Here is a 26,161-nt window from a genome sequence, read left to right on the forward strand (position 1 = left end):
AATTCTAATGAATAGTAAAAATATAAAAGGAGTCCTGCATCTGATGTGGACTACTAAATCGGCGGTATTGATGATATTCATGCTTTTTCTTTCGGCAGGAGTTTTTGCCCAGGGAAAAAAGCAGGTATCAGGAACCGTTTACGACAATACCGGAAGTGTATTGCCGGGAGCTTCTGTTATTGAGGTTGGAACCAAAAACGGAACAACTACAGACTTTGACGGAAAATTTACTTTGCAGGTAGCGGCAGGAAGTGCCATCGAAGTGTCATTTATAGGCTCCACAACCCAAAAAGTTCAGATCACCGGAACAACTGCTAATCTTGATGTTCGTCTGCAAAATGACGGTTATACACTGGCAGAAGTTCAGGTCGTTTCTGTCGGATACGGAAAAGTAAAAAAATCAGACTTAACAGGTGCCATTTCTACCGTTGGAGCAGATGATTTAGTAAAAGGAACCATCTCCTCAACCGAGCAGGTTTTGCAGGGAAAAGTAGCGGGACTGAATATCATTCGTCCTTCCGGTGATCCGGCTGCAGGTGCTACAATCCGTTTGCGTGGGGGAACTTCGCTTACAGCAAGTAACAGTCCGTTGATCGTGGTTGATGGTATTGCAGGAGTTGATATTAATGTGGTTCAGCCTTCCGATATTAAATCGGTAGACGTTTTAAAAGATGCTTCGGCAACGGCTATTTACGGTTCAAGAGGTGCCAACGGAGTCATCATGATTACAACCAAATCAGGGACAAAAGGAGTTTCTGTCGTTTACAGCGGCTTATCGAGTATTGGTTACGTTGCAGATAATTTAGATCTTTTATCTGCCAATCAATGGAGAGGTTATGTACGTGATACCGGAAATACGGATGCTGTTGATTATGGTGGAAATACCAACTGGCAGAAAGCCATCGAACAGACCGCTATTTCAAAATCCCACACTTTAAGTATCAATTCCGGAAAAGCAGACAGCGGTTTCAGAACTTCGATTTCGTATTTGAATAATGAAGGGGTTATAAAAAAATCCGGCCTCGAAAGAATCAGCGGAAATGTTAGCGCTTATCAATATCTTGGCGATAACAAAGACGTGAAATTTGATATGGGATTGTTTGCCAATATCGATAAATGGAATCCTATCGATTACAGGATTTTTGAACGTGCTTATAATTTAAATCCAACGATTCCGGTCTATGACGCCAATGGAAATTTTTCTTCTGTAAGTGGAAATATCTATGAAAACCCGGTTGAAATTTTAACCAACAGAACCGTTGATAATGAGAGACACAGACTTTTGGGATATTTTAAAACGGAAGTTAAGTTCCTGAGCGATTTTACAGCTTCAGCAAATATTTCCCTGGAACATAATGCCGTAAAAGGTGGAACATACAAACCATCCTACGCCGTTATGGAAGGAAGAACAGAAGATGGCTACGCACAAAGAACGTATGCAGAATACACCAACGCGCAGGGTGAAATCTTTGTGAATTACAATAAAACGTTAGACAAACATACGATTGGTGCCTTAGCCGGATATTCGTATTTTGAAAATATTTATGAAGGTTTCGGAGCGCAAAGAAGTGGTTTTGTGACAGATGCTTTCGGATATAATAACTTAGGCGCCGGTTACAATTATCGTTTGGGTGATGTGTATTCGTATAAAGGAAAATCAAACCTGGTTTCGTTTTTTGCCCGTGCGAATTATTCTTACGACGGAAAATATCTTCTGACTGCTACGGTAAGACGTGACGGTTCAAGCCGCTTTGGAGAAAACAACAAATGGGGAACTTTCCCATCTGCTTCTGCTGCCTGGAAAATTTCAGGTGAAGAATTTATGAGTTCTTCCAAAGGCTGGCTGGATAACCTGAAACTAAGAGTAGGTTACGGAGTTACCGGTAATCAGGACGGAATTGGGGAATACAAATCACTTTCTATTTTAGGAGTTGGAAACGACAGTTATTACGATCCGGTTACGAAGACATGGAGTTTAGCTTATTCTCCGAAACAAAACCCGAATGCTGATCTGAAATGGGAATCCACGCAACAAATTAATATTGGGGTAGATTTCGGTTTATTCAACAGAATTACGGGTTCATTCGAATGGTATTCCAAAACGACAAAAGATTTATTATATACCTACGAAGTACCGCAGCCTCCTTATTTAGTAGGAACAATGCTGGCCAACGTGGGTGAAATGTCCAATAAAGGTGTGGAACTTACTTTGAATGCCAACATCATCAAAGGCGATAAGTTTACCTGGGATGCGAATCTGACTTTAGGGCACAACATTCAGAAAATTGAAAAATTATCAAATCCAACGTATAAAACAGATGTCATCTACAGCGGCTCTTTACACGGATTAGCAGGGATGTCCGGACAATATTCGCAGGTTATTGCTGAAGGATATCCGGTTGGAACTTTCTGGGGTTTTCAAAGTGCAGGACTGGATGCCGATGGAAAAATGTTATACTACAATGCCGCAGGGGAGACGGTAGCAGAGAGTGCTTTGGTGGATGTAGACAAAAAAGATTTAGGAAATGTACAGCCCGATCTGACTTTAGGAATCGGAATGAACTTTACGTACGGAAATTTTGATCTTGGTATTTCAGGTTACGGAATGTTTGGACAAAAAGCGTTGAATGCGACCAATATGATGCTGAACGATCCGAACAGATTACCGGCTTTCAACGTTCCGGATGATTTCTTGTCAAGCGGAATCACTTCAGCGCCGAAATACTCCAGCTACTGGATAGAGGATGCTTCTTTCTTCAGGCTTCAGACCCTTTCTGTTGGTTATACATTACCCTTGAAATACAAAAGCTCTAAGCTCAGAATTTATGTAATGGGAGAAAACCTTGCTGTATTTACAAATTATAAAGGAGTGGATCCGGAAATTGGTTTAAATGCACAGGATGGTGCAGACCAAACTGGATTAGCCTCGCCTGGAATTGACCGATACAACAATTATCCACGACCAACAACGATTTCTGTTGGACTAAATTTTACGCTGAATAACTAAGCGAATTGATAACCATAAAATATTAAAAATGAAAATCAAAATAACAGCAGCGATACTTTTAAGCATGCTTTTTACGGTGTCATGTACAAATTTGAATGAAGATCTGTATGATAAAGTAGAAGACGGAAATTTTGGAAACACTCCAAAAGAAATTGATGCGCTGGTAGGTGGAGCCTATTCTTCTTTAAGAGGATTTGCAGACGGGATATCCAATAATTATCCAACTTGCGAATATGTTTTCTTTTTGAATGAAGTGGTGTCTGATGAAGCTACCATTCCAACCAGAGGAACCAACTGGTATGACGGCGGACAATATCAGGACGCACAAAAACATACCTGGAAAGCAGACAACAGAATGATCCTTTCGGCCTGGCGTTATAACTACACCGGAATTGCCAAAATCAATGCGATCATTTATCAAATTGACAAATCTTCCCTGACCACTCAGGCAAAAACACCGATTTATGCGGAGTTAAAAGCGTTAAGAGCCTACTACTATTACAATCTTTTGGATATGTTTGGTAATGTGCCAATCGTAACCAATTTTGAAGACCTGGATTTACCGTCTAATTCGACAAGAAAACAGGTGTATGATTTTGTAGAGAAAGAATTACTGGATGCCATTCCGTATTTGAATTCTAACATTGTATATTCTAAACTGACCAAAAATGTGGCCTATTCTATTTTGGCCAGGTTGTACCTTAATTCAGAAGCATTTATCGGAACACCACGCTGGCAGGATTGCCTTTCCATGTGCCAGAAAGTTACAGGTTATACTTTGACACCGGATTTCTTCGCCAATTTTGCCACGGAAAATCAGACATCAACCGAAATTATTTTTGCTATTCCGTATGATTCAAAAGCGGGAACAGTAGGGAATTATATGAGTTCAATGTCCTGTCATTACCTGCACAAACTGACGCTTTCCCCAACAGGAAATTATCCGTGGAGTGCCAACGGAATGTGTGCGCAACCGGGCGTTTATTCTGCCTTTGCCGATACAGACAAAAGAAAAAAATGTATGCTCGCCGGTGATCAGATCAATCTGGCAACAGGGTCTGTAATTATTATGGATAACGGAGAACCGCTTACTTATACAGAAAACCTGACCAGCTTAGGCGATGCCAAAGAAAATGAAGGAGTCCGTTTAGGTAAATATGAAATGAAAGCCGGTGAAAACTGGGAACGTGATCACGATTTTGTACTGATTCGCTACGCTGAAATTTTAATGATGCAGGCAGAATGTTATGTCCGATTGGGTTCGCCTGAGTTAGCGAGACCGTTTTTACAACAAATTACAGCACGTGCCGGAGAAGAAATGCCGGCAACTATTGATCTTAATTTTATCGATCAGGAATTGCTTAAGGAATTTACTTTCGAAGGAAGAAGAAGAACAGATAACATTCGTTTTGGAACTTTCTTTTTACCATGGTGGGAAAAAGGAGCAACAGATAAAACCAGAGCAATTTTTCCTATTCCGAGCAGTGTTTTAACGACAAATAAAAACCTGAATCAGAATCCCGGGTATCCTGTAAATTAGATTTCTGAATGTCAGTCTTCCCTGTTGGTTAGTCGTGGAAGGCTGACATATTTTTAAATACTCACTTTCCAAAAAAAATATTTTTAGCCACAGATTAAAAAGATTCTCACAGATTCTAAAGTTAAGAAAACAGTACATAAAATCTTTTTTAATCTCTTAATCAGTGGCAAAAAAGATATAGACTAAATTTTGGCAGACATTTTTAAGCAGAGTGAAAGAAGAGGTATAAAAAAAACAAACATTAATTAAAATGAAAAAATACATCACATTATTATTTTGTGTAATTGTGAATTTTTTAGTGGCGCTTGGTTGCAGCAACGACGATAAAAATTCAGATACACCTGTAACGCCGGAAACAGTGGCGCCAGTGGCGATTGAAAAAACGAACAGCACCAAAATTTATCTGCACTACATGCCGTGGTTTGAAACCAATGAAAGTAGTGCCGATAAAAAATGGGGGTATCACTGGACAATGGCCAACAAAAATCCAAATACTATAGATGCAAATAACCGCAGGGAAATTGCATCGTATTATTACCCGCTTATCGGTCCTTATCATTCAGGCGATAAAAATGTGATTGAAAACCATTTATTACTGATGAAATATTCAGGAATTGATGGTGTTTTGATTGATTGGTACGGTACTTATGATGTTTTCGATTACAGAATGGTAAAAGAAAATACAGAACAGCTTATTGCTATGCTGGACAAAGTTGGATTGGAATATGCTATTGTTTATGAAGACCGGGTAACAAAAAGTGCTGTCGATGCCGGAAAAGCCATTTCTGTTACCAGCGCCGCAAAAACCGATTTAGCGTACATGGAGAAAAATTATTTCGACGATAAAAATTATATCAAAATCAATGGAAAACCTTTGCTGCTGAATTTCGGACCAATCGTTTTGCAAACACCGGCAGAATGGACCAATGTTTTTAATACCCTGACCGCAAAACCGACTTTCATCACCCTTTGGGACCAATCGGTTGAAGCCGGGGAAAATGCTTCAGGCGAATATGCCTGGGTGTATAAGAACAGTACCTATTTGACTAATTTTTACACGAATACAAAACCAAAACTTTCAGTGGCGATAGGAAGTGCCTATCCCGGATTTAAAGATTTTTATGCTCAGGGCGGAGGCGGAGCAGCCATTGGATGGACCATTGAACACAATAATGGAGCAACACTTGACGAAACACTTGCCATGGCCAAAAATGCCAATCTGAATTATCTGCAATTAATTACCTGGAACGACTTTGGAGAAGGTACCATGTTCGAACCCACAGTGGAATTTGGATACACCTATATCGAAAAAGTAAAAGCCTTTGCCGGAGTTAAAAGTGCCGAAAATGTATTCCCTGATATTAGCCAATTATACAATTTACGCATACAAAAGAAAGGGAATGCCGATGCCCAGAAAAAATTAGACCAGGCCTTTAATTATTTTGTTTCCATGCAGTCTGCTAAAGCAAAACAGTTACTTAATGAAATTAAATAAGAGTTGTCATTAATACAATTAGATAATGAAAAACATAAGATATAGCTATTGCCTGATTACTTTAGCATCCATGCTGATTTTTGCCTGCAGTACTAAAAAGACATATACCATAAGCTCGCCTGATAAAAACGCTACACTGGTTTTTGAATTAACAGCTTCAGGACAGCCTCAGTACAGCTTTTCGTCTAATGGAAAATCAGTTATTGAACCTTCTTTATTAGGGTTTGAATTTCAGGGAATCCAAAAAATGACATCGGATTTTGAGGTGGTTTCAACCGAAGAAAAAACGGCTGATGAAACCTGGGAACAGCCCTGGGGAGAATTCAAAAAAGTGAGGGATCATCATACCGAAATGATTGTTCATTTGAAGGAATCAAAAGGCGAAGAGCGTTTGGTAGATATTATTTTCAGGGTTTTTGATGATGGTTTGGGGTTCAGATATGAATTTCCGAAGCAGCCCCATTTAGGGAAAGTAAAAATCTCCAATGAAATCACCCAGTTTACTTTCAAAGAGAATAATGAAGTCTGGTGGATTCCCGTACACCGCGAAAACAGCTATTACGAAAGCACCTATCGCAAAACGCTGATGAGCAAAACGGATACAATCAATACACCCGCCACTTTTGAAACGAAAGACAAATTGTATGTTGCCATTCACGAAGCGAACCTGACCGATTTTGCCTCAATGACCTTATTGAAAACATCGGATAAGCAATATAAAAGTGATCTCGTTGCCTGGGCGGATGGTGTAAAAGTCTATGCGGAAACACCTTTTAAAACACCCTGGAGAACAATTGTGGTTGGTAAAACACCCGGAGATGTCGCTACTTCAACCATTATGCTGAATTTAAATGAGCCTTCCAAAATTGAAGATTTATCCTGGATCACCCCTTCTAAGTATATTGGAATCTGGTGGGGCATGCATTTAGAAAAATTCACCTGGGGGCAAGGCCCAAAACACGGTGCTACAACTAAGAATACCAAAGAATACATTGATTTTGCTGCTAAAAACAATTTTGACGGCGTTTTGGTGGAAGGCTGGAACGAAGGCTGGGACGGCGACTGGACTGCCGACGGATCAGCTTTCAGTTTTGTAAAAGCATATCCTGATTTTAATCTGGAAGAAATTACCAAATATGCAGCCATGAAAAATGTTCGCTTAATCGGACATCATGAAACGGCTGGAGCCACTAAAAATTACGAAAACCAGCTGGAAGATGCTTTTAAACTGTATCAGAAAATGGGAGTAAATTCCGTAAAGACCGGTTATGTAAACAAATATTTAGATAAAAAAGAATGGCACGACAGCCAATACGGAGCACGTCATTACAGAAAAGTAATCGAAACAGCTGCGAAATATCATATCATGATCGATAATCACGAACCGATGAAAGGAACGGGAATACAACGTACGTATCCAAACTTTATGTCGCAGGAGGGCGGAAGAGGACAGGAATACAACGCGTGGTCCGCAGATGGCGGAAATACTCCCGAGCATCTGACGACTTTGCCTTTTACCAGAATGTTATCAGGTCCTTTTGATTATACTCCGGGTAATTTCAATTTTGATTATAAAACGCCTTCAGGAGCCAGGGTACAGACTACCTTAGCCAATCAGCTTGCCTTGTATGTAATTATTTTCAGTCCGCTGCAAATGGCTTCAGACTTACCTGAAAATTACGTAGGAAAGCCGGAATTTCAATTTATTAAAGACGTTCCGTGTACATGGTCTGATACGAAGGTTTTAGATTCAAAAATTGGAGAATATACTACAATTGTCCGTAAAGACTGGAATGAAAAAAACTGGTATCTGGGTTCTATTACCAACAGTAATGCTCGTGAACTGAAAGTGACACTGTCATTTTTAGATCAAAATAAAGAGTACGAAGCAGAAATATACGCTGATGGAGTGGGAGCCAATTATAAAACAAATCCATATCCCGTTACTATTTCGAAACAAAAAGTAAATAACAAAACAGTTTTAGATATAAAACTGGCAGCTGGCGGAGGAACAGCCATAAAGTTTACTCCAATAGAAAAATAAGTTGGTTGAGTTTATTTGAGTTAAGTTGAGCAACAAACCCGATTTCTGAGAAGAGGTCGGGTTTGTTTTTTGAGGTTCTGAGATTCTGAGGTACAAAGGTTCTGAGGTACAAAGGTTCAGAGTTACAAAGGTTCAAAGATGAAAGATATAAGCGTTTAAAAGTGTAAAATAAAGGATGTAGGAAGACCACGGTTTTTAATTGCATGCAGCTTTAGTTAGAGGTAAAAGGATGATGCTAGAAAGGGCTTTAGCCAAAATTTCTATTATCTATTCTCTTTCATCTTTCATCTATTTTCTTCCATCTATTTTCTTCCATCTAAACCCTGTTATAATCCGCTTTCCAATGAACAATTGCTTTTTTGATGGCGGCTCCGGTCAGGCTGTTTTTAAGGGTGTCTTCTACAAGTGGTAACAACTCATCGTCCGGTGCAAATCGCAGCGCAAATAGCTGATCGTCGGTTAATTTGTATTCAAATTCTTCGAATCTTTTTCCTGAAAGTGTAAAATACCGGTACCGAAGCTCTAATCTGACAATTCTGTTTTGCAGCGTTAAGGCATAATGCTGGCGCAACATAAAAGCAAGGCAAAACAAAAAGATAAAACCAACACTGATAAAGGCCCAGATTAACTTTTCATCTTCGGTACAAGCAAAATAAATACTGCTAATCAAAAATGCAGTCAGCATCGGATAGTATACAAAATGGTGGGGAGGATAAAACCGAATATGATTTTGGTACGTTTGAATTTTCATAATAATTTGGTTTATGAGATATAGGGTAAAAGTATAAAAGCTATTCTAATAAAAGAATAGCTTTTTTTTCAAAATAAACTAACAACCAATATTTTATAATTTAAATCTTTGAATGTAATTTATAAGAGTGAGTTTTTATAAATACAAAGAGTTTAAATTATTTCAATACCTTAAAACCTTTTGGTAAAATTATTGGATTACCTAAAGAAGCTGTTACATTTTAAAATCATAATCTTATACAATTCAAATATCAATCATCTTTTTTTAAAAGTGAAGTTATAACTTTCCATTCCTCTAATTTTGATTCAAATGACTTACTGGCATTTGCAGGACTTGATGACGGTAAAGTTATGAGTTGGAATGTTTTGTCGATAGAAACGTATTTTTTAAAAAATGCCGCTGCTTTTTGTCCGTTAAACAAAATAGTTGTAATGTTGGGATGCGCTGCTAAAAATGTGTCAAAGTCATTTGCAATTTCATTTTTTATGGCACTGTCTAAACTTCCGACTCTGTCGCAAAATTGTAAAACATCCCATACAGCAATTTTATGCTTCATCAGGATTGTTTTTTTAGTATCATAATCAGACGTACTATCTTCTTGTAAGATGGTAAAAATAAACTTCCAGAAATTATTCTGGGCGTGGCCATAGTATTGATTCAATTCCAAAGATTTTGTCCCGGGCATTGTGCCCAAAATCAACAGGTTAGCGTCTTTGGCGCTTATTGGAGAGAAAGAGAAACTTTTCATGCTTTTTTATTAAGATAAAAGGTGCTGTAGAACGCAAATCATTTAGAGTTAATTATAAAACAATTTACAAAAATTATATAACACTTTTCGCTGTTGATTATTGCAACTTTGAACTAGATATTTTTAAGGAATTTTTCTACAACAGAGACGTTCTTTATTACATCTACAAGTAGCGGATTATCGAATTTAAATACAGGTAAAATGAAAGTAGTTACTATAAATACAGAGAAAATTAAAGATATTTTTGAAGCTTTAGCTTTAAATATTGGAGGTAAAGCAACTTTTGATTTAGACGAATATACTTTAGAGTTTAATAATAGTTTTGCTAAGGGGTCGATTATTGGATCCTCTTTTAATGATGCTATTTCCTATGTTCAGTTTGATATGACTTTTTCTGCTGACGTACAGATGAATATTGCAAATCCAAAATCATCTCCAGTCTATTTTGCCTATTGCTCTAAAGGAAATTTGTCTCATAGTTTCGGAATTTTAGGCGAGGAAAGAAAGCTAAAAACCTTTCAGACTGCGATACTTTCTTCCAAAAAAGAAAATGAAAACGTTTTGTTTTTTGAAAAAGACATCAAAACCAAATTTACATTGATTATTGTTGGAACTCACCTTTCCGAACAAAATCAGACCAATTCGCTGAATGCAAAAGTAAAAGAAACATTTTTTGAAAACAGCGCACGCGAAGATTTCTTTTATCTGGGTTCTTATAATTTAAGAATCGGTGAGAAAATAGAACAATTAAATGCTGTTACCCAAACGGGTATTGTTCGTAATTTACTGAAAGAAGGTATTTTAAGAATTATCCTGGCTATGGAAATTCAGCAGCATACAGACGATTTAGCGGCTACCTCAAAAGATACCAATTGTCTTACCTTAAAAGAAATGGAAGAAATCAGGGAACTTTCAGAGGCTATAAAAGCAAATCCTGAAGAGGCTTTCACCATTAAATCATTAAGTAAAAAATCCGGTCTGTCTCCAAATAAACTACAGGAAGGTTTTAAGATGATTCACAATCGTACTGTTAACGATTATATAACACATAGGAGAGTTTTAAAAGCTGAAATCCTAATCAGAACATCCGATTTAAACATCTCGGAAATTGTATACTGTATTGGTTTTACAAGCAGAAGCTACTTCTCCAAAATCTTCAAACAAAAATTCAATTGCAGTCCAAAAGAATATAAATTCAATTTGAATCCGTTGGCTATTACAGCTTAAAAATAGGTTCAAAGGTTCAGAGAAGCAAAGTTTCAGAGGTATTTAGGAGTTATTTGTTCTTTTTTTGGTAAATGTGCCATAAAAAATATGCCACTGTTATCAGAAATAGCCCATTCCTTTTTTTTAGGAAATACCAACATTTAAAAAACTTTGCTCCTTTGCAACTTGATACTTTGTGCCTAATAAAAAAATATATATATTTGCATAACTAATTATGTAATTAACTATAGTGTGAATTTTTTCGATAAAGTAGGCAAGGTAGCTTTAGGAAGCCGTCTTCGATTGATGACCGCTGCGATTACAGATGATGCAGCTAAAATATACGAGTTGTACGGAATCAGTTTTATACCCAAATGGTTTCCGGTTTTTTATATGCTGACCGAAGAAAGAGAAATTACCATCACTGAAATTGCCAATGAAATTGGACATTCGCAACCTTCAGTGAGTAAAATTATTCAGGAAATGACGACGGCGGGGCTCGTTCAGGAAAATCTGAAAACAATCGATAAACGCAGAAATAGTGTTGCTTTGACCAGTCAGGGCATAGTGGTTTCGAAAGAATTAAAACTACAATGGATCGATGTTGAGGCTGCTGTTGAGTCTTTAATAACAGAATCAAACCATAACCTTTGGGCTGCACTGGAAGAATGGGAGTTTTTGCTGGAGCAAAAATCACTGCTGAAAAGAGTGATTGAAAACAAAAAAATACGCGAAAGCCAGGACGTTCAGATTGTAGCCTTTGAACCTAAATATCTTGATGCTTTTAAAGCCCTGAACGTAGAATGGATCTCGACTTATTTTGAAATGGAGGAAGCGGATTATAAAGCATTAGACAATCCGCAGGAATATATTCTGGACAAAGGCGGTAAAATCTTTGTGGCTTTATACCATGATGAACCGGTTGGTGTCTGTGCGTTAATCAAAATGAAGGATGAAAACTATGATTTTGAAATGGCAAAAATGGCTGTTTCACCAAAAGCACAAGGGAAAAACATAGGCTGGCTATTGGGTCAGGCTATTGTAAACAGTGCAAAAGAACAAGGAGCAAAGAAAATATACCTGGAGAGTAATACGATCCTTAAGCCCGCTATCAACCTGTATCATAAATTAGGATTCCGGAAAGTTTCGGGTCTCGCGACACCTTATAAACGTTGTAATATTCAGATGGAGTTGGATATTGCATAAAGTTGCTAATGTTCTGAGTTGCTAAGTTTCTAAGAGAAAAAACTTAGCTTCTTAGGAACTCAGAACCTTAGAACCTTAAAAAAGACCTCAGCGATGAAATCTGTAATACTCTAAATCAACATGTTTTTTACTTTCGATCGAACATAAAATCGAATTCATTCCAATGACACTGAAGGTGATTCCGTTTCCTCCGAAGCCTAAAACGTAATGTTCGTTTTTATTTGGATCCGGTTTTCCTAAATAGGGCAAGCCATCCTTGGTTTCACCAAAGGTACCTGCCCAGGAATAATCAATTTTGAAGTCGATATTTGGGAATTTTCTTTGGAATTTTTTCAATAGAAATTGTTCTTTTTTTGGCAATAGTTTATCACGCTTTTTAGGATCCTTAAATTCTTCGTCACCGCCTCCCGCAATGATTCGGTTGTCCTGCGTTCCGCGGAAATATAAATACGGAGAAGAGGTGTCCCAAAAGACCGCATTTTTAAAAGCTTTAGGTAAATCCGGAAGACTCTCGGAAGTAATTACAAACGTGCTTTTCAGGTCAACAACTTTCTCTGTGAGTGTTTCGGTACTTTCATAACCGCTGCAGTGTATGACATGATCGGTGGTCACTTTAAATTTGGTATCTGTGTATGCAATAATTTTTCCTTTATGGTCCTGAGTAGATGTAATATTGGTGCGGTCCAGAATTTGCATTCCTTTTTTCTCACAATACTGTATTAGATCCTGAGCCAGTTGATACGGATCCATAACAGCTGCTGTTTTAGATTCTATGGCAGCAAGGGCATTGAGTCCTAATTTTTCAAGATCCCACTTTTCCAGCCAGCTTACATCGAAACCATTTTCTTTTCTGGATTTAAATTCGGCCTTCAGGAAAGGAAGATCTTTTTTTAAGGAACAGAAATAAATGCTTTTTTTGAATTCAAACTGACAGTCGCTTTTTATGGTATCGATTATATTCCGCAGGTCAAAAATGGCTTTTTTTCCATTTCTGTAACTGTCAACAGCACATTGTAATCCTCTGATTTTTATTAATTCATGTAAAGATATGTCTATTTCATACTGAAGTAATGCGGTACTTGCGGCGGTACTCCCGTTGCAAATATCACGGCGATCCACCATAATTACTTTTTTTCCTTCGTTTATGAGTTTATAGGCGGTCAGTGCTCCGGTAATTCCTGCGCCGATAATTAGGATCTCTGTCTCTAAATCTGAATCTATTGACGGATAACTTACTTCCATGGCATACTTTAATGGCCAGAAGGTTTCTGTTGAACGTAGCTTCATTTTTTTGTGATGTTTTTGGTACGTGTTTTTGTCCTGTTTTTATCTTTCCGTTCATGTTGCTCATCTGCTTCAGCAATAGAATGCGATGTTCTTACACTTTCGTCTTTTTTGGCAAGCTCACTAAGTCTGTGGTAATATTTTTGTACGATAATCATCTCTTCTTCAGTCATACTTTCAATATCAACCAGAGTATTGCTTGAATATTCATTTGAAGCAACTAATTCATTTAATTTCAATTGAATAGCCAGCGAATCTTTATTCTGTGCTTTCTGAATTAAAAAGACCATTAGAAAAGTAATAATTGTCGTTCCGGTATTGATTACCAGCTGCCAGGTTTCAGAGTACTTGAAAATGGGGCCTGAAGCAGCCCAGACGACAACAATTAAAAAAGCACTTATAAAAGCAGTTGTACTTCCTGCTGCCTTAGAAACTTGTGTAGCGAATTTTTCGAATGCACCGGTAGTATTCTGTTTTTTCTTTTTCATTTCAATTTAACGTTTACGTTTGCTGACTTTTTCTTCCTTAATCACTTTATTGTTTTTTTCGTCATAGACAGCGTCGTTTATCTTTTGTCCTGTCTTACTGAAAATCTTAATTTTCGGATCATCATGTGTGCCTGTAATCACAATTGGGAACCCGATAAGACCAAACAGCGGAAGACCTAAACGCATTCGTAAATCCAATAAGCCGTCAAAACTGGTCGTTCCTTTTATAGTGGGTTTAAAACCTGCTACCGTAAAAGTAAAGGGCTCAATATGAATCAGGTTGTTATCAATAGTGGAGACAATTTCGATGCCTTTCATATCCGGATTATTTAAACCTTTCTGTCCTGTCTGAGAACTTATTCCGTCAAATAATTTCATGCCTTTTACCTGTACATCCCGTAAATTTAATATTCCGCCACCTTCCATAGATTCATAGATTGGCCCCATATTTCCGTTCAGATCACCTTTAATGGTATAATCTACAGAAATGATTCCCTGCGCTTTTTCGGCAGCACTAACCATATTATGAAACATTGGAATTTCTTTGTAAGCCCTTTGTACACTGAAATCTTTGGCTGTAAAATGAGCGTCAAAATGGGCAGAGGTCGGTGATTCATCTTTGTAGTTGGCATCAACACCCAAAAGACAGTCAATAATGTTGAAAGTGGTTTTTTCTAAGTAAAAATTACCTTTTGTGATCCCCACTTTTCCCGCAAGTTTGTTGAAAACCAAACCATTGTATTCTATTTTATCCACGTTTGTTTTCAGTCCGACATTTAAATTTTTAGGAATAATGACCACGCCGCTCATTTTCGGATGGTCTTCTTTGGCATAATCCACTTCAATATTCCGGTCCTTGTTTTCTCCTTTTTCAAGTGCCATAAACTCATCAACATTGATCAGTTTTGATTTCATATTAAAATCCCCGCTCAGCGTTCCGTTTGATTCCAGGAAGTAATTAATGGTATTGAGGAGATATCCGTTAATGGCAAAATCTGATTTTCCATAAGAAGCATCAAATTTTTCAAACCACATCTTCTCATTTTGAAAACGAAAATTGCCCTGTTTGATAAAAAAGGCTTTTGGAAAAAGTTCAGATGTCGCTTTTATGTTTTTAAGGATGATGGTTCCTTTATTGTCTAATTTGTCATATTGTCCGTTGGTTGCATAACTTTGTTTTCCTTTCAGGGAAAGGTCGGCTTTTGCATAACCGGTTATATCAACACCTTTTCGGGAAAAGACTTTGTAAATACGTCCTACATTCAATTCTCCCTTGACTTTTGCATTATAAGCCAAATCACTAAAGTCGGAAAGTGTCGCATTTATATACACAGGATTTCCTTCAAAAGCAAAAGAGGCAGGTGCCACAGAAACAATCAAATCCTTAAATGTTCCGGCTTTGTTGAGTACATTGGCTACCAAAGTAATATCGGTAATTGGATTTGGATAAGATTCTGTTTTGAGCCAGCCGTTTCGCAGTGAGATTCCACCAATCGTTTTAGGAAATAATTTTTTCGTGGTACTGAAAGTTCCTCTTGCCTGAAGATTCGTTTTTAAGATTCCTTTTAATTCAAGTGAAGTCAAACCCAAAGCAGCATCAACTGTTGCGAGATCCAGCGCCCCTTTTACACTGGCATTGACATCCATTTCAGTAAAACCTTTGCTGTGCAGGTACGCTGTGAAATAATCTTTTTCACCAACTTTAAATTTAAGGGTATTTAAATTAATGAGCAGTTTTTCAATATCAAGCGAAGGCATAATGGCATTGAGGTTCATTTGAAAATCTGTCAGTGGAGCAGGGGCGTTTTGATAATTGATGGCGCCTTTTTCAATTTTAAGGTTAAAAGCAAGATCCGGTTTTAGTTTTTTGGCGACATTATAATCTCCTTTAAACGTAAAAAGCAAATCACTGTTCCCGGAGATTTCGGTTTCGTTCATCCAGGTTAAATATTCCGGAGGCATTACGGAAAATAGATCTTTTAAGGTTGTTTTCTCTGATGCCGCTTTGATATTGATTTTATACCCATCTCTTAAAATGGTTAATAAACCGGTAAATTTCAGAGGCAGTTTATTGATTTTTAATTCGTTTTTCTGAAGAATAAATGAAAGCGCATGTGTATTGATTCGGGTAATTAAATCGGCACGGACTTCTTTCTTTCTGAGGTAAGCGGTTCTGTTGTAATAGAAATCAACGCTGTCAATTTTTGCATCTGTATTTAAATCAAAAATATCTTCACTTAAATTTCCTTTTCCAACATAATTGAAGCCTTTGGCATCTATCAGAATTTTAGCAGAGCGATCGTTGTATTTTACGTGACAGTCTTCAAGGTCAATTCGTTCCAGTCTGAGCGCAGTTCCTTCTTCGGCATCTTCCTTTTGATTTTTTTTATCTTCGGGAGCGATATAAATGTTATAATTGGCCTGTCCTTTTTGGTTGACCATTACATTTATTAAGGCTTTGGAAATATATAATTTGTTGATTTTAACTTCATTGTCGAAAATCAGTCTTTTGAGGTTGATTCCAAAAGCAACCTGCTCGGCTTTTATCAAAGTATCATTGCCAAAAGGAGCAGAACCTGTCATCGATAAATCATCTAAGGAAACGGTTAAAGAAGGGAAATGTGTAAAAAAAGAAAGTCTTGATTTCGTAAAATCAAGTTTAGTATCCAGGCGTTCATTGGCAATTTTCTTTACTTCAGAAGCGACTTTTCCGGGAAATAAAAGCGGAATCAGGAATAATAACAGCAGGATTGCTGCTGTTATTATTCCTGTTATTTTTAAAAATTTAAGAGCGGTATGTTGGAATGAAAATGGCATGTACAATAGATTTAAAAATTCATATTCTGAATTGAAGTATTACTCAACACATAAAGGCGAAGATTTTAATTTTGAATAAAGAAAAAAGCAGCGTTTTGATACATTTCACATTTTACAGATAACATTTCACAACCATTTATTTTTTCTCTTTTTCGGCCTCGGCTTTTTTAGCGTCTTCCTCTTTTTGTTTTTCTTCTTTTTCTTTTTGCTCTTTCTCCTTTTTCTCTTTTTCTTTTTCAGCTTTTTCCTGTTGTTCTTCTTTTTTCTCTTTTATTTCTTCCTGTTTTTTCTCTTTTTGCTTTTCTTTTTTCTTATAATATCCTCTCAGCAGGAAATTACTTTTAGCAGCTTCCATATTTTGACTAAAACCTTTGGTTCCGCTTTCCAGATTAGAGAGTGTATTAGAAACGCTGCTGGCCATTTTATCATCTCGGACCAATCGGGCCAGGGCTCCGTTTCCGTTATTCATACTGTGGCTGAAAATCGCCAGTTCATCGGTTATGACGGCAGCATTGTCAACACTTTTCTTAACGCTTTTCATTAAATCCTGCATCTCAATTCCGTTAAGAGAAGCAATTGCACCGTTATTTTCAATTACTTTAGTAGATTTCACTCCCGGAGAAATAGTCAGGACTTTATCGCCCATTAAACCATCAGAACCAATACTGGCACGGGCATCCGTTTTAATGAATTCGCGAACATCATCTTTTATAACCATCGAAACCACAACAGAGGAATCGTTTATCAGCCTGATTTCTTCGACTGTTCCGATATTAATTCCTGAAAAACGGACATTATTTCCCACTTCTAAACCGCTGACCGTTTTAAATTGTGAGGTGATATGAAAGGTCGATCCAAATAGATTTTTTTGTTTTCCGATGAAGTAAATTGCCATTATAAAAAGCAACAATCCAACTGTTACAAACATTCCTAATTTCCAAGTATATCCAGATTGCTTATCCATGATTTCTAATTTTATTTTTAAGTTTATTCAAAAAAAGAGCGTACCCACTCGTCTTCACTTTTTTCTAGTTCTTCGTAAGTTCCTTCAGCATGTATTACACCGTCTTTTAAAACCATAATACGGTCTGCAGTAAGTTTGGCACAGGCCATATCGTGTGTAATAATGATTGATGTTGTTTTGCGTTTGTGTTTTATTTCTAAGATCAACTCACTGATTTCTCTCGATGTGATCGTATCTAAACCGGTTGTTGGCTCGTCGTATAAAATAATTTCAGGTTTAAGAATTAAAGTTCTGGCCAGACCAATTCTTTTTTGCATTCCGCCAGATAATTCGGAAGGCATCTTATCTATCGCGTCACTTAACCCTACATTATCCAGTGCTTCCAGCACTTCGGCTTCTACTTCTTCCGGTGTTAAATCCCTTTTGTGTTTTCTCAGTGTAAAAGCCAAATTTTCGCGAACTGACATCGAATCGTACAAAGCACCACTTTGAAATAAAAAACCAATTCTTACCCTGATTTCATTCAGGTCTTTTTTACTAAGGTTCAGCACATTTTCATCGAATACTTTTATTTCGCCTTTGTCAGGTTCAATTAAGCCTACGATGCATTTTATGGTTACTGATTTTCCCGAACCGGAACGGCCTAGAATCACCAGGTCTTCCCCTTGATTTACAGTAAGATTGACTCCTTTTAAAATCGTATTATTTTTGCCAAATGTTTTGTGCAGATTTTTAATCTCGATTATGGGAGTTTTACTTTTTGCTTTCGGTTCTTTCTGTATATTTTTTTCTTCTTTAATCATCTTTAAAAAAATAAGTCGGTTATTTGAACGGCTACCATATCAATTATAAAAATGGCTAAAGAGGCGGTTACAACAGCAGAGTTTGCCGCTTTTCCAACACTTTCAGTTCCATTAGAAGCATTAAATCCTTTGTAACATCCAATCATTCCGATAAAAAAGCCAAAGAAAAAAGTCTTTATTGTGGCCGGAAATAAATCCAGAAACTCTAATGATTGGAGAATTTGTGTCAGATAACGATAAAAATTGACATCCCCGTGAATATTAATACCAATATATCCGCCGACAATTCCGACTGCATCAGCAAAAAACACCAATATCGGAACCATTAAGGTACAGGCTAAGATGCGCGTTACTACCAGATAATTGTACGGATTAATAGCCGAAACTTCCATAGCATCAATTTGCTCTGTTACTTTCATAGAACCTAATTCAGCACCAATTCCTGACGATATTTTTCCGGCACAAATCAAAGCGGTAATTACGGGAGCAATTTCACGAATTAAAGAAAGTGCCACCATTCCCGGTAACCAGGATTCGGCTCCGAATTTTACCAAAGTTGGTCTTGATTGCAGTGTAAGAACCAATCCCATAATAAAACCCGTTATAGCGACAAGCGGCAATGATTTATATCCTATAATATAGCATTGCTTCACGAATTGTTTTGCCTCATAAGGAGGTACAAAAACTTCCTTAAAAAACTGCTTTGCAAACAAGGTTGCATTACCAATCTCTTCGAATGTATTTTTTAAAGTGAGAATCAAAATACTACTGTTTTAGTTAGTTTAAATTTTTGAAAATCAATATTTTAACATATCTGAATTTTCCTTTGTTATTTCTGAATAAAATTACCCTATTAGTTAACAAAAATTCTTACACAACTTTTTATGATGTTTATATAATTTACATAACAGTACAATAATTTTAGCAAGCTAACGTTGCTTCAAAAATTCTGAAAAACAAAAAATCCCTTTGCGATAAAGGGATTTTTAAAGTAGTAGTAGAAAATTTAATTTTTTGAAATATATAGTAAGTGGTTAAATTATTGATTAATAGCAACTCCGGTTTTAGCTTTCATTAGCGGAATCACCTTGCTTTCTGATAACTTTAGATTTTCCATAATTAATCTTGCCGTTAGATAACAAACCGTAGATTCTGATCCCTGATTCAGGTTTACATTTTCTTTTTCCAGACCGTCATATCCTCCTCCGCTAATCGGATTATACATAATTTGATTGAGGTGATTTTTCCCTAAAAACCAGTTAAAGGCAATTTTCATCTTTTGTTTGTATTCTGGATTTTTAAAGGCGCTGTAAAAAGAGTTCAGTGTTTGAATCATGTACGAAACATCAATTGGCTGTTCGCCATATTCCTGAGGCTCTGAATCTTTGTGGTACCAGCCGTTGTTTGAAATTACTTTGAAATTATCGCCTTTATAAGTTTTCGAAATTAAGAAATCCAACGATTCTAAAGCTACTTTTTTATAGATAGGTTTATTGGTTACCAAATAAGCGTACAACATAGACTCCGGTAAAATTCCGTTTCCGTAAGTCATATAATTTTCGAACCATTTCCAGTCTTTCGTTGAAGAAATCTCATAATTAGACAATAATTTGGCATTCAGTTTATTGATAATTGCAGCTACATATAAATTAGGAACAGTATTGTGATACAAATACAAACCTTTTGTTGCAAAACCAATGGAGCGTGGCGACTGAATACTTTCTGCCCATTTTAAAGAGTTCAATAAACATTTTGCCGCTTTTTTAGTGATAGATTCCGGCAACAGGCTGCCAAGAGAAACAACAGTTCCTAAAGCCCAGATGCCACGTGCATTAGAATCTTCTAAATTAACTTCTTCATTTTGCTCAATATGTTCCCGATTGTGCTGATCTACATAATTCATGAAATTACCTTTTGGTTTCTGGCAACGTTCAATGAAATCTAAATAAATCAAAATATAAGGCAAATCATCTTTGTCTTGTGTTAGTTTATAATGCATACAAATCGCAACCAGGGCTCTCGCATTGTCATCCAGCGTATAACCGGAAGAAATATCGGGAATAGAAATTTTGCTAAACTGAATGATACCAAGTTCAGTAGTCATTTTTTTAACGTGGGCCAACTGAATGGAAGGATAGCTATATTTGATTTCATACGTTTTATCCATCAGCTTTTTGTAAGTATTCATATGCGTAATCCCAACATTTTCCCAGGAAGAAGCTCTTGTTTTTCTGAAAGCGTTTTTCCCCATTTCTTCTCTTAGATTTTCATCATTAAGTAGTTTAATGGCAGCTTCGGCAAACTGATTTTCATCTCCAATATCAACTAAAATTCCTGAATCTTCTGTTAGCACTTCTTTTGTATGCGGAATTTTGGATGCTACAATCGGGCAGGCACAACTCATGGCGTAAGAAAAAGTGCCGCTTACAGCCTGATTCGGATCTTTTGAGGTAAACATATAAATATCTGTTGCCTGTAAATATTCTAAAAGCTGATCTGTTTCAAGATATTGGTTGATAAAACGAACATTATCATGTAAGTCCAATTCATTGACAATACCTTCAAGTTTTTCACGGTACGTATCAACGCCGTCAATAATTAAGTTTGGATGTGTTCTTCCAATAATTAAATAAAGTGCATTTGGTGTGTTTTCTACAATTTTACCTAAAGCTCTCAAACCGGTTTCTATATTTTTTCCTTCTCCTAAAAGTCCAAAAGTAGATAAAACAGTTCGGTCTTCAAATCCTAATTTTGCTTTCGCTGTTTCCGGTGCCTCGTAAACAACAACGTGTGTTCCGTGAGAAATAGTGGTGATAAATTCTTTTGGAATATCATAATCATTAATCAATATTTCTTCGGATCTGTTTGTCATTACAAATACAGAATTACTGTAATTCAGCAATAATTTTACAAATGTTCTTAATTCGTTATTAGGACCGGGAAGTACAGTATGAAAGGTAAACGTTACGGGTTTTTTGATCACATTTAAGAAATCTAATAAATAATCGCCGTAGTTTCCTGAAAACAAACCAAATTCATGTTGAATATGAACGAGTTTAATACTTTCATCCGCATTCATTTCTTCCGCAACGCGTGTATAATCTTCTCTGTTTTTTGTATTTAAGGTAAAGGCCTGTGTTGGTTTTGCTTTTGGTTTATCGACCAGTTCACAAATTTCACAAGTGACAGATTTACCATAAACATCGGTAATTCCTTTGATTGTATCCTGCGTATAAGTAGCTATTCCACATTGCGTTGGTGGGAAAGTAGATAGAAAAACTATTTTTAATTTACTTGATAGTGCTTTCATGGCGATTATTTTTTAATTCGTTTAATATTTAGTAAGGACACAGATTCAATTGTTGGTTTGTCATCTTTTTCTAAAAGGACTGCTATTTTTTGTAGCCAATTTCATCTTTTTGAGTGTTTATTTTTATAATGTTTAAAATTAGAACTAACATAAGGCCACGATTAATCCAATCCGCTAAAAAATTAACTCTAAAGCATTTACGTGGGAATTCTGTAAGACAAAAAGTGAAATTCTGATAGTTCTGCTGAATTTTCAGCATTATTGTGTTATGTACTTGATTGCGCTAAAAAAAAAATGGATTGAGTTAAAAGAAGCTGTTTTTTAAAAAGAAATTTGAAATAACAAATCAGACCTTATAAGTCATTTTATAAACTAAAAAAATCAAATATTATGTTACGTTGGACAGTCATTTTTATTATTCTTGCTATAATAGCCGGAATATTTGGTTTTGGTGGAATTGCCGCCGGAGCAGCTAGTATTGCAAAAGTTTTATTCTTCATATTTTTAGTGTTATTCGTTATCTCATTAATAAGCGGAAGAACAAAAGTGTAGTGATCATTCATTAACTTATAAATTAAAAGCGTCGCAAGTGTATTACTTACGACGTTTTTTTTATTGTGAAAATGAGAGAATGAGAGAATGAGAGAATGTGATAATGAGATAATGAGAGAATGAGATAATGAGAGAATGTAAAAATGTGAGAATATGAAAATGTGAGAATGTGCGACCGCGACTGAGACTGCCACTGCTTTTTCGACCACCCCTGAGACTGAGACTGTCACTGTGACTGCTTTACTTTTCTGTCACAACTTTACCAATCGTCTGCAACTGACTCAGATGTCTCCGGATGTGGATGAGTGCAAAACTAACCCATTCGTAAATGGTGAATTTGCCGAAGCCGGGAATTTCGAAATCGAGGCAGGTTAAGGTTAAATCACAGGTTTCGGAAACATTTAATAATTCCTTTTCAATTTTTAAAAGGGATAATGCTAATGAATTTTTGTTGTACGTTATATTTGATGGAATTATAGCTTCCGGGGATTTCATTTTTATATCGTAATTAAAGAAAAGAGCTTCTATGTCTTTTACTTTTTCATCAGGCTTTCCGGACTTTTTTTCGGTTTTGCCGGCGCACATTTTCGGAAAACCCGAACATCCCATAATCAAATGCTGTATAACTTGTCCGGCAGTCCAGCTTCCTTCAAACGGAACGGTATTTAGTTCTGTTTCAGAAAAGGAAGCGAGTTTGTGGTTTAGGTCTTTAAATGTTTCGATTACATTCTTTTGAAGTTCCGTTTTCATTTTTTCTGATTTAGAAATTATTTTTTTACAGCTGTAATCCACCAGACATTACCAAAAGGATCTGTTACACCACAGGCTCTGCCATAATCCCGGTCATCTGGCGGCATAAGAACTGTAGCACCGGCCTGAACTGCTTTTTCGAAAGTTGCATCGGCATCGGGTACGTAAACAAATAAGTTTGCAGTTTGTTTTTTCCAGTCTTTAGATTCATCTGTAACCATGATGGTGCTCCCGTCAATACGTATTTCAGCATGCATTACAGTTCCGTCGTCGCGAAGTGATTGCTGACCGGATGTTTCGGCATTAAAAACATTTTGGGTAAAATCTATAAATTGTAATGCGCCTTCTAAAATTAAATAAGGCATTATGGTCTGATGTCCGGCAGGTATTTTCATAGTTATAATATTTAACGATTAGTAACAATTAACGCTGCAAAATGAATATTTTAAAGTGTACTTACGGCTGTTATGATAATACTTCACAGTGATATCCGTAGGAGTTAACAAGGGCTATTATTGTTTGGTTTGAAATTGATACCGCATGAATTCTCAAAATCTTATCACAATCTTCAAGGTCAAAATTAATGACACTGTCAGGGAAATGTTCAAGAAGCGTCATCACAATCATTTTTGACTGCTCTGTTTCCTGAACATTTGTTTTAAAAATTTCGATCATTATCTTGAAGTTTATAACGCGATATTTTTATGTCGCTCAATTTTATGATAATAGAAATAAGAAATCAGCAGGATCACCAAAATGATTAGTGGGAAAAAGGACTGAAATCCGAATCCGTCCACTGCAAAATGGCTTATAGAAGCGAATAAAAAGTCAAAAGTAAAGCCTGCGTAAGCCCATTCTTTGATTCTTTTCGGAACTTGTGGAATAACCAGTGCCAAAACGCCCAATACTTTAAAAACTACCAAAGCATTACCGAAATATTCAGGATAACCTAAATGTTTAATGCCTTCTTTTGCCAATTCGGACTGGGAAGTGAGGGCCGGCATAACGCCTTCAAATAGAAAAATAATAATAGTGGTAATCCAGAAAATAATTTTCGCTTTTTTCATTGGTTTGTTTTTAAATAGTTGCTAGTTAATGTATTACAAATGTAGTGATCTTATTTTTTGAAGGAATACGTATTTCTGACTATTTTAGGGTCATTTGAGACAGATTTTTTTTTTGAGGTTCAGAGTTTCAAAGATGCAAACGTTCAGAGTTGGAATTTGGAACTTGGTATTTATTTTAAAAGTATAAATTTGAGTAAAATATCTTTATTCTTTTCTAAATCAATGTAAGTCTGAGCGAAGTCGAAGACCCGCAAAGTGAGTAACCAACGCTCCTTCGACTTCGCTCAGGATGACATACTTGATTTTGATTGTAGAGTTTCTAGTGTGATCCTTCGTTCCTCAGGATGACAAGATTGTGCTGAAAAAACGTATTTAACTGAAGCTTCGATTGTCAGTCTGAGCGAAGTCGAAGACCCGCAACGTGAGTAACCAACGCTCCTTCGACTTCGGTCAGGATGACAAACTTGATTTGATTGTACAGTTTCTAGTGTGATCCTTTGTTCCTCAGGATGATAAGATTGTGATTAAAAATCACAATAAAAAAATCCGTAAAAATCTGCGTCATCCGCGTACCCTTCCAACAGCAAAAAAAAACGCTGCAGAATCGAAATCCTGCAGCGTCACTCAAATAAATAATTAAAAAACGGGTATTATCTCCAACCTCCGCCCAATGCGCGATATAACTCGGTATTGGCAGATAGTTGTTCTCTTTTCAAATTAGCCAGTTCTAACTCACTTTGCAATAAATTAGACTGCGCCGTGATAACTTCAAGATATTCTGCCATTCCGTTTTTGAATAACAAATTGGCATTTTTAATGGCTTGCTGTAATGTTTTTACACGCTGCTCAAGGAAAGATTTCTGAAGCTCTAATTTCTCCACTTTTACCAAAGCATCAGCTACTTCACTAATGGCTACCAGAACAGCCTGTCTAAAGCTTAAAACGGCTTTTTCTCTTTCGGCAACTGCAATATTGTATTGTGTTCTTACCTTTTTATTATTCAGTAAAGGTTGTGTCAAACCTCCTGCAACAGTTCCGAATAAGGAAGCAGGAATATTGAACCAACTACTGGTTTCGAATGAATTTACGCCGCCCTGAGCAGTAATTTTAAGCGACGGATACAAATCGGCTTTTGTAATTCCGACGTTTGCATTGGCTACTTTTAAGGCCAGTTCGGCACTTTTTACATCCGGTCTGCGGCTTACTAAAGAAGACGGAATTCCGATTGCATTGTTGTTTTTAACTTCAAGGACACTTAAACGGGTCGTTCTGGTTTTTGAATTTGGAAAAGATCCTGTTAAAACACTTAAAGCATTTTCCTGAACAGCAATGTTTTGTTCCAATTGCGGAATCAATTGTTCTGCAACCAATTTCTGTGCTTCAGATTGTTGAATCGCCAGTGTAGTAACCTGACCCGCATCGTATTTTAATTTAATGATGTTGGTGGTACTGTCGTTTAACTGTAAATTTTTCTTAGCGATTTCCAATTGTGCGTCCAGCATTAAAAGATTGTAATATCCTTTAGAAACATTGGCTACGATAGTAGTCTGCAATGCTTTTTTTACTTCTGCAGATTGAAGATATCCGGCATAAGCGCCTTTTTTCTGATTACGGATTTTACCCCAGATATCAGCTTCCCAGGATAGTGATGCTCCGGCAGAATAATCGTCAATGTGTTTTTGACCTAAAGCCTGATTCAGGTTCATGCCCGTAAAACTATTGTCAGACGGATTACTGGTGCTTGCGGTTACATTTAAATTAATCTGAGGAATATTTCCCCATTTTGATTGTGTAAATCGGTATTGTGCGATTTCAATGTTTTTCGTAGCGATTTGTAAATCATTATTTCTCGCCACTGCACTATCAATCAATTGAATAATGTCACTTTCTGTAAAGAAATTTTTCCACTCCAGATCCCCGATACTTGTCGTATCTTTTGAAACCGATGCACTCCTGAAATTTTCAGGAAATGCATCTTTTGGAGTTTCAATATCCTTAGAAACTTTACAGGATATGAATGTGATGATCAGAATAGCGACCATCACGATTTTGGTTATATACTTTTTCATTTTATAGGTTGTCATTAAATTTCTTTACAAGTATCTTTTCTCGTGTCAAGATCTCTTGAA

At 36.6% G+C, this 26,161-nt stretch carries 21 protein-coding genes; 7 read left to right on the forward strand and 14 right to left on the reverse strand.

The window, feature by feature from the left end; translation table 11 throughout:
* Positions 1–7: 7 nt before the first annotated feature.
* The 4 genes from HAV12_RS08990 (at position 8) to HAV12_RS09005 (ending at position 8,086) form a co-directional block, all read left to right on the forward strand.
* Entirely contained in the window at positions 8–3,007 is a 3,000-nt protein-coding gene (locus HAV12_RS08990) for a TonB-dependent receptor (RefSeq protein ID WP_171569345.1), read from the forward strand.
* A 28-nt stretch (positions 3,008–3,035) separates the two neighbouring features.
* Positions 3,036–4,547 carry a RagB/SusD family nutrient uptake outer membrane protein gene (locus HAV12_RS08995; RefSeq protein ID WP_171569346.1) on the forward strand — a complete coding sequence of 504 codons (1,512 nt, stop codon included), beginning with the start codon at positions 3,036–3,038 and terminating at the stop codon, positions 4,545–4,547.
* Between the two features lie 250 nt (positions 4,548–4,797).
* A complete protein-coding gene (locus HAV12_RS09000; RefSeq protein WP_171569347.1) occupies positions 4,798–6,042 on the forward strand; it encodes a glycoside hydrolase family 71/99-like protein in 1,245 nt (414 codons plus the stop codon).
* A 25-nt stretch (positions 6,043–6,067) separates the two neighbouring features.
* A complete protein-coding gene (locus tag HAV12_RS09005) occupies positions 6,068–8,086 on the forward strand; it encodes a glycoside hydrolase family 97 protein (protein WP_171569348.1) in 2,019 nt (672 codons plus the stop codon).
* 316 nt (positions 8,087–8,402) lie between these two features.
* On the opposite strand, the gene HAV12_RS09010 is transcribed toward HAV12_RS09005, so the two are convergent.
* Entirely contained in the window at positions 8,403–8,837 is a 435-nt protein-coding gene (locus HAV12_RS09010; RefSeq protein WP_171569349.1) for a DUF6526 family protein, read from the reverse strand.
* Between the two features lie 250 nt (positions 8,838–9,087).
* Positions 9,088–9,585 (reverse strand): DNA-deoxyinosine glycosylase, encoded by a 498-nt coding sequence (locus HAV12_RS09015; protein WP_171569350.1) that lies wholly within the window; start codon positions 9,583–9,585, stop codon positions 9,088–9,090.
* Between the two features lie 201 nt (positions 9,586–9,786).
* On the opposite strand from HAV12_RS09015, the gene HAV12_RS09020 reads away from it, so the two are divergent.
* Together HAV12_RS09020 and HAV12_RS09025 are read left to right on the forward strand one after the other, a co-directional pair.
* Positions 9,787–10,812 (forward strand): AraC family transcriptional regulator, encoded by a 1,026-nt coding sequence (locus tag HAV12_RS09020; RefSeq protein WP_171569351.1) that lies wholly within the window; start codon positions 9,787–9,789, stop codon positions 10,810–10,812.
* A 231-nt stretch (positions 10,813–11,043) separates the two neighbouring features.
* The gene (locus HAV12_RS09025; protein WP_171569352.1) at positions 11,044–11,997 is read left to right on the forward strand and encodes a bifunctional helix-turn-helix transcriptional regulator/GNAT family N-acetyltransferase; all 954 of its coding nucleotides are present in this window, start codon (positions 11,044–11,046) and stop codon (positions 11,995–11,997) included.
* Between the two features lie 87 nt (positions 11,998–12,084).
* Here the strand turns inward: HAV12_RS09025 and HAV12_RS09030 are convergent, their stop codons facing one another.
* The 7 genes from HAV12_RS09030 to HAV12_RS09060 form a co-directional block, all read right to left on the reverse strand.
* On the reverse strand, positions 12,085–13,284 hold the full coding sequence (locus tag HAV12_RS09030) for an FAD-binding oxidoreductase (RefSeq protein ID WP_171569353.1): 1,200 nt from the start codon (positions 13,282–13,284) through the stop codon (positions 12,085–12,087).
* Complete coding sequence (locus HAV12_RS09035) at positions 13,281–13,769, reverse strand: low affinity iron permease family protein (RefSeq protein WP_171569354.1); 489 nt, start codon at positions 13,767–13,769, stop codon at positions 13,281–13,283. Before HAV12_RS09035 ends, HAV12_RS09030 begins: the two co-directional genes overlap by 4 nt.
* 6 nt (positions 13,770–13,775) lie before the next feature.
* Complete coding sequence (locus HAV12_RS09040) at positions 13,776–16,586, reverse strand: AsmA family protein (protein WP_171569355.1); 2,811 nt, start codon at positions 16,584–16,586, stop codon at positions 13,776–13,778.
* 136 nt (positions 16,587–16,722) lie between these two features.
* Positions 16,723–17,550 (reverse strand): MlaD family protein, encoded by an 828-nt coding sequence (locus tag HAV12_RS09045; protein WP_171569356.1) that lies wholly within the window; start codon positions 17,548–17,550, stop codon positions 16,723–16,725.
* A gap of 23 nt (positions 17,551–17,573) precedes the next feature.
* On the reverse strand, positions 17,574–18,353 hold the full coding sequence (locus HAV12_RS09050) for an ABC transporter ATP-binding protein (protein WP_171569357.1): 780 nt from the start codon (positions 18,351–18,353) through the stop codon (positions 17,574–17,576).
* Between the two features lie 2 nt (positions 18,354–18,355).
* Positions 18,356–19,114, reverse strand: a complete 759-nt coding sequence (locus HAV12_RS09055) for an ABC transporter permease (protein ID WP_132036969.1) — start codon at positions 19,112–19,114, stop codon at positions 18,356–18,358.
* Between the two features lie 278 nt (positions 19,115–19,392).
* On the reverse strand, positions 19,393–21,663 hold the full coding sequence (locus tag HAV12_RS09060) for a glycosyltransferase (protein WP_171569358.1): 2,271 nt from the start codon (positions 21,661–21,663) through the stop codon (positions 19,393–19,395).
* Between the two features lie 390 nt (positions 21,664–22,053).
* Between HAV12_RS09060 and HAV12_RS09065 the strand changes: the two genes are divergently transcribed.
* On the forward strand, positions 22,054–22,215 hold the full coding sequence (locus HAV12_RS09065; protein ID WP_047777346.1) for a DUF1328 family protein: 162 nt from the start codon (positions 22,054–22,056) through the stop codon (positions 22,213–22,215).
* A 240-nt stretch (positions 22,216–22,455) separates the two neighbouring features.
* Here HAV12_RS09065 and HAV12_RS09070 read toward each other — a convergent pair whose 3' ends face one another.
* The 5 genes from HAV12_RS09070 to HAV12_RS09090 form a co-directional block, all read right to left on the reverse strand.
* A complete protein-coding gene (locus tag HAV12_RS09070) occupies positions 22,456–22,965 on the reverse strand; it encodes a DinB family protein (protein WP_171569359.1) in 510 nt (169 codons plus the stop codon).
* Positions 22,966–22,982: 17 nt separating this feature from the next.
* Entirely contained in the window at positions 22,983–23,360 is a 378-nt protein-coding gene (locus tag HAV12_RS09075; protein ID WP_171569360.1) for a glyoxalase/bleomycin resistance/extradiol dioxygenase family protein, read from the reverse strand.
* A 70-nt stretch (positions 23,361–23,430) separates the two neighbouring features.
* Positions 23,431–23,640 (reverse strand): hypothetical protein, encoded by a 210-nt coding sequence (locus tag HAV12_RS09080; protein ID WP_171569361.1) that lies wholly within the window; start codon positions 23,638–23,640, stop codon positions 23,431–23,433.
* Between the two features lie 11 nt (positions 23,641–23,651).
* A complete protein-coding gene (locus HAV12_RS09085) occupies positions 23,652–24,032 on the reverse strand; it encodes a DoxX family protein (protein WP_171569362.1) in 381 nt (126 codons plus the stop codon).
* Between the two features lie 650 nt (positions 24,033–24,682).
* Complete coding sequence (locus HAV12_RS09090) at positions 24,683–26,101, reverse strand: TolC family protein (protein ID WP_171569363.1); 1,419 nt, start codon at positions 26,099–26,101, stop codon at positions 24,683–24,685.
* Positions 26,102–26,161: the final 60 nt, after the last annotated feature.

It is taken from the genome of Flavobacterium sp. CLA17, from assembly GCF_013112255.2.
Taxonomy (GTDB): Bacteria; Bacteroidota; Bacteroidia; order Flavobacteriales; family Flavobacteriaceae; genus Flavobacterium; species Flavobacterium circumlabens.

Coding starts and splice junctions, on each gene's coding strand:
- HAV12_RS08990 (WP_171569345.1), top strand. CDS start 8: ATGAATAGTAAAAATATAAAAGGAGTCCTGCATCTGATGTGGACTACT.
- HAV12_RS08995 (WP_171569346.1), top strand. CDS start 3,036: ATGAAAATCAAAATAACAGCAGCGATACTTTTAAGCATGCTTTTTACG.
- HAV12_RS09000 (WP_171569347.1), top strand. CDS start 4,798: ATGAAAAAATACATCACATTATTATTTTGTGTAATTGTGAATTTTTTA.
- HAV12_RS09005 (WP_171569348.1), top strand. CDS start 6,068: ATGAAAAACATAAGATATAGCTATTGCCTGATTACTTTAGCATCCATG.
- HAV12_RS09010 (WP_171569349.1), bottom strand. CDS start 8,837: ATGAAAATTCAAACGTACCAAAATCATATTCGGTTTTATCCTCCCCAC.
- HAV12_RS09015 (WP_171569350.1), bottom strand. CDS start 9,585: ATGAAAAGTTTCTCTTTCTCTCCAATAAGCGCCAAAGACGCTAACCTG.
- HAV12_RS09020 (WP_171569351.1), top strand. CDS start 9,787: ATGAAAGTAGTTACTATAAATACAGAGAAAATTAAAGATATTTTTGAA.
- HAV12_RS09030 (WP_171569353.1), bottom strand. CDS start 13,284: ATGAAGCTACGTTCAACAGAAACCTTCTGGCCATTAAAGTATGCCATG.
- HAV12_RS09035 (WP_171569354.1), bottom strand. CDS start 13,769: ATGAAAAAGAAAAAACAGAATACTACCGGTGCATTCGAAAAATTCGCT.
- HAV12_RS09040 (WP_171569355.1), bottom strand. CDS start 16,586: ATGCCATTTTCATTCCAACATACCGCTCTTAAATTTTTAAAAATAACA.
- HAV12_RS09045 (WP_171569356.1), bottom strand. CDS start 17,550: ATGGATAAGCAATCTGGATATACTTGGAAATTAGGAATGTTTGTAACA.
- HAV12_RS09050 (WP_171569357.1), bottom strand. CDS start 18,353: ATGATTAAAGAAGAAAAAAATATACAGAAAGAACCGAAAGCAAAAAGT.
- HAV12_RS09060 (WP_171569358.1), bottom strand. CDS start 21,663: ATGAAAGCACTATCAAGTAAATTAAAAATAGTTTTTCTATCTACTTTC.
- HAV12_RS09065 (WP_047777346.1), top strand. CDS start 22,054: ATGTTACGTTGGACAGTCATTTTTATTATTCTTGCTATAATAGCCGGA.
- HAV12_RS09070 (WP_171569359.1), bottom strand. CDS start 22,965: ATGAAAACGGAACTTCAAAAGAATGTAATCGAAACATTTAAAGACCTA.
- HAV12_RS09075 (WP_171569360.1), bottom strand. CDS start 23,360: ATGAAAATACCTGCCGGACATCAGACCATAATGCCTTATTTAATTTTA.
- HAV12_RS09080 (WP_171569361.1), bottom strand. CDS start 23,640: ATGATCGAAATTTTTAAAACAAATGTTCAGGAAACAGAGCAGTCAAAA.
- HAV12_RS09085 (WP_171569362.1), bottom strand. CDS start 24,032: ATGAAAAAAGCGAAAATTATTTTCTGGATTACCACTATTATTATTTTT.
- HAV12_RS09090 (WP_171569363.1), bottom strand. CDS start 26,101: ATGAAAAAGTATATAACCAAAATCGTGATGGTCGCTATTCTGATCATC.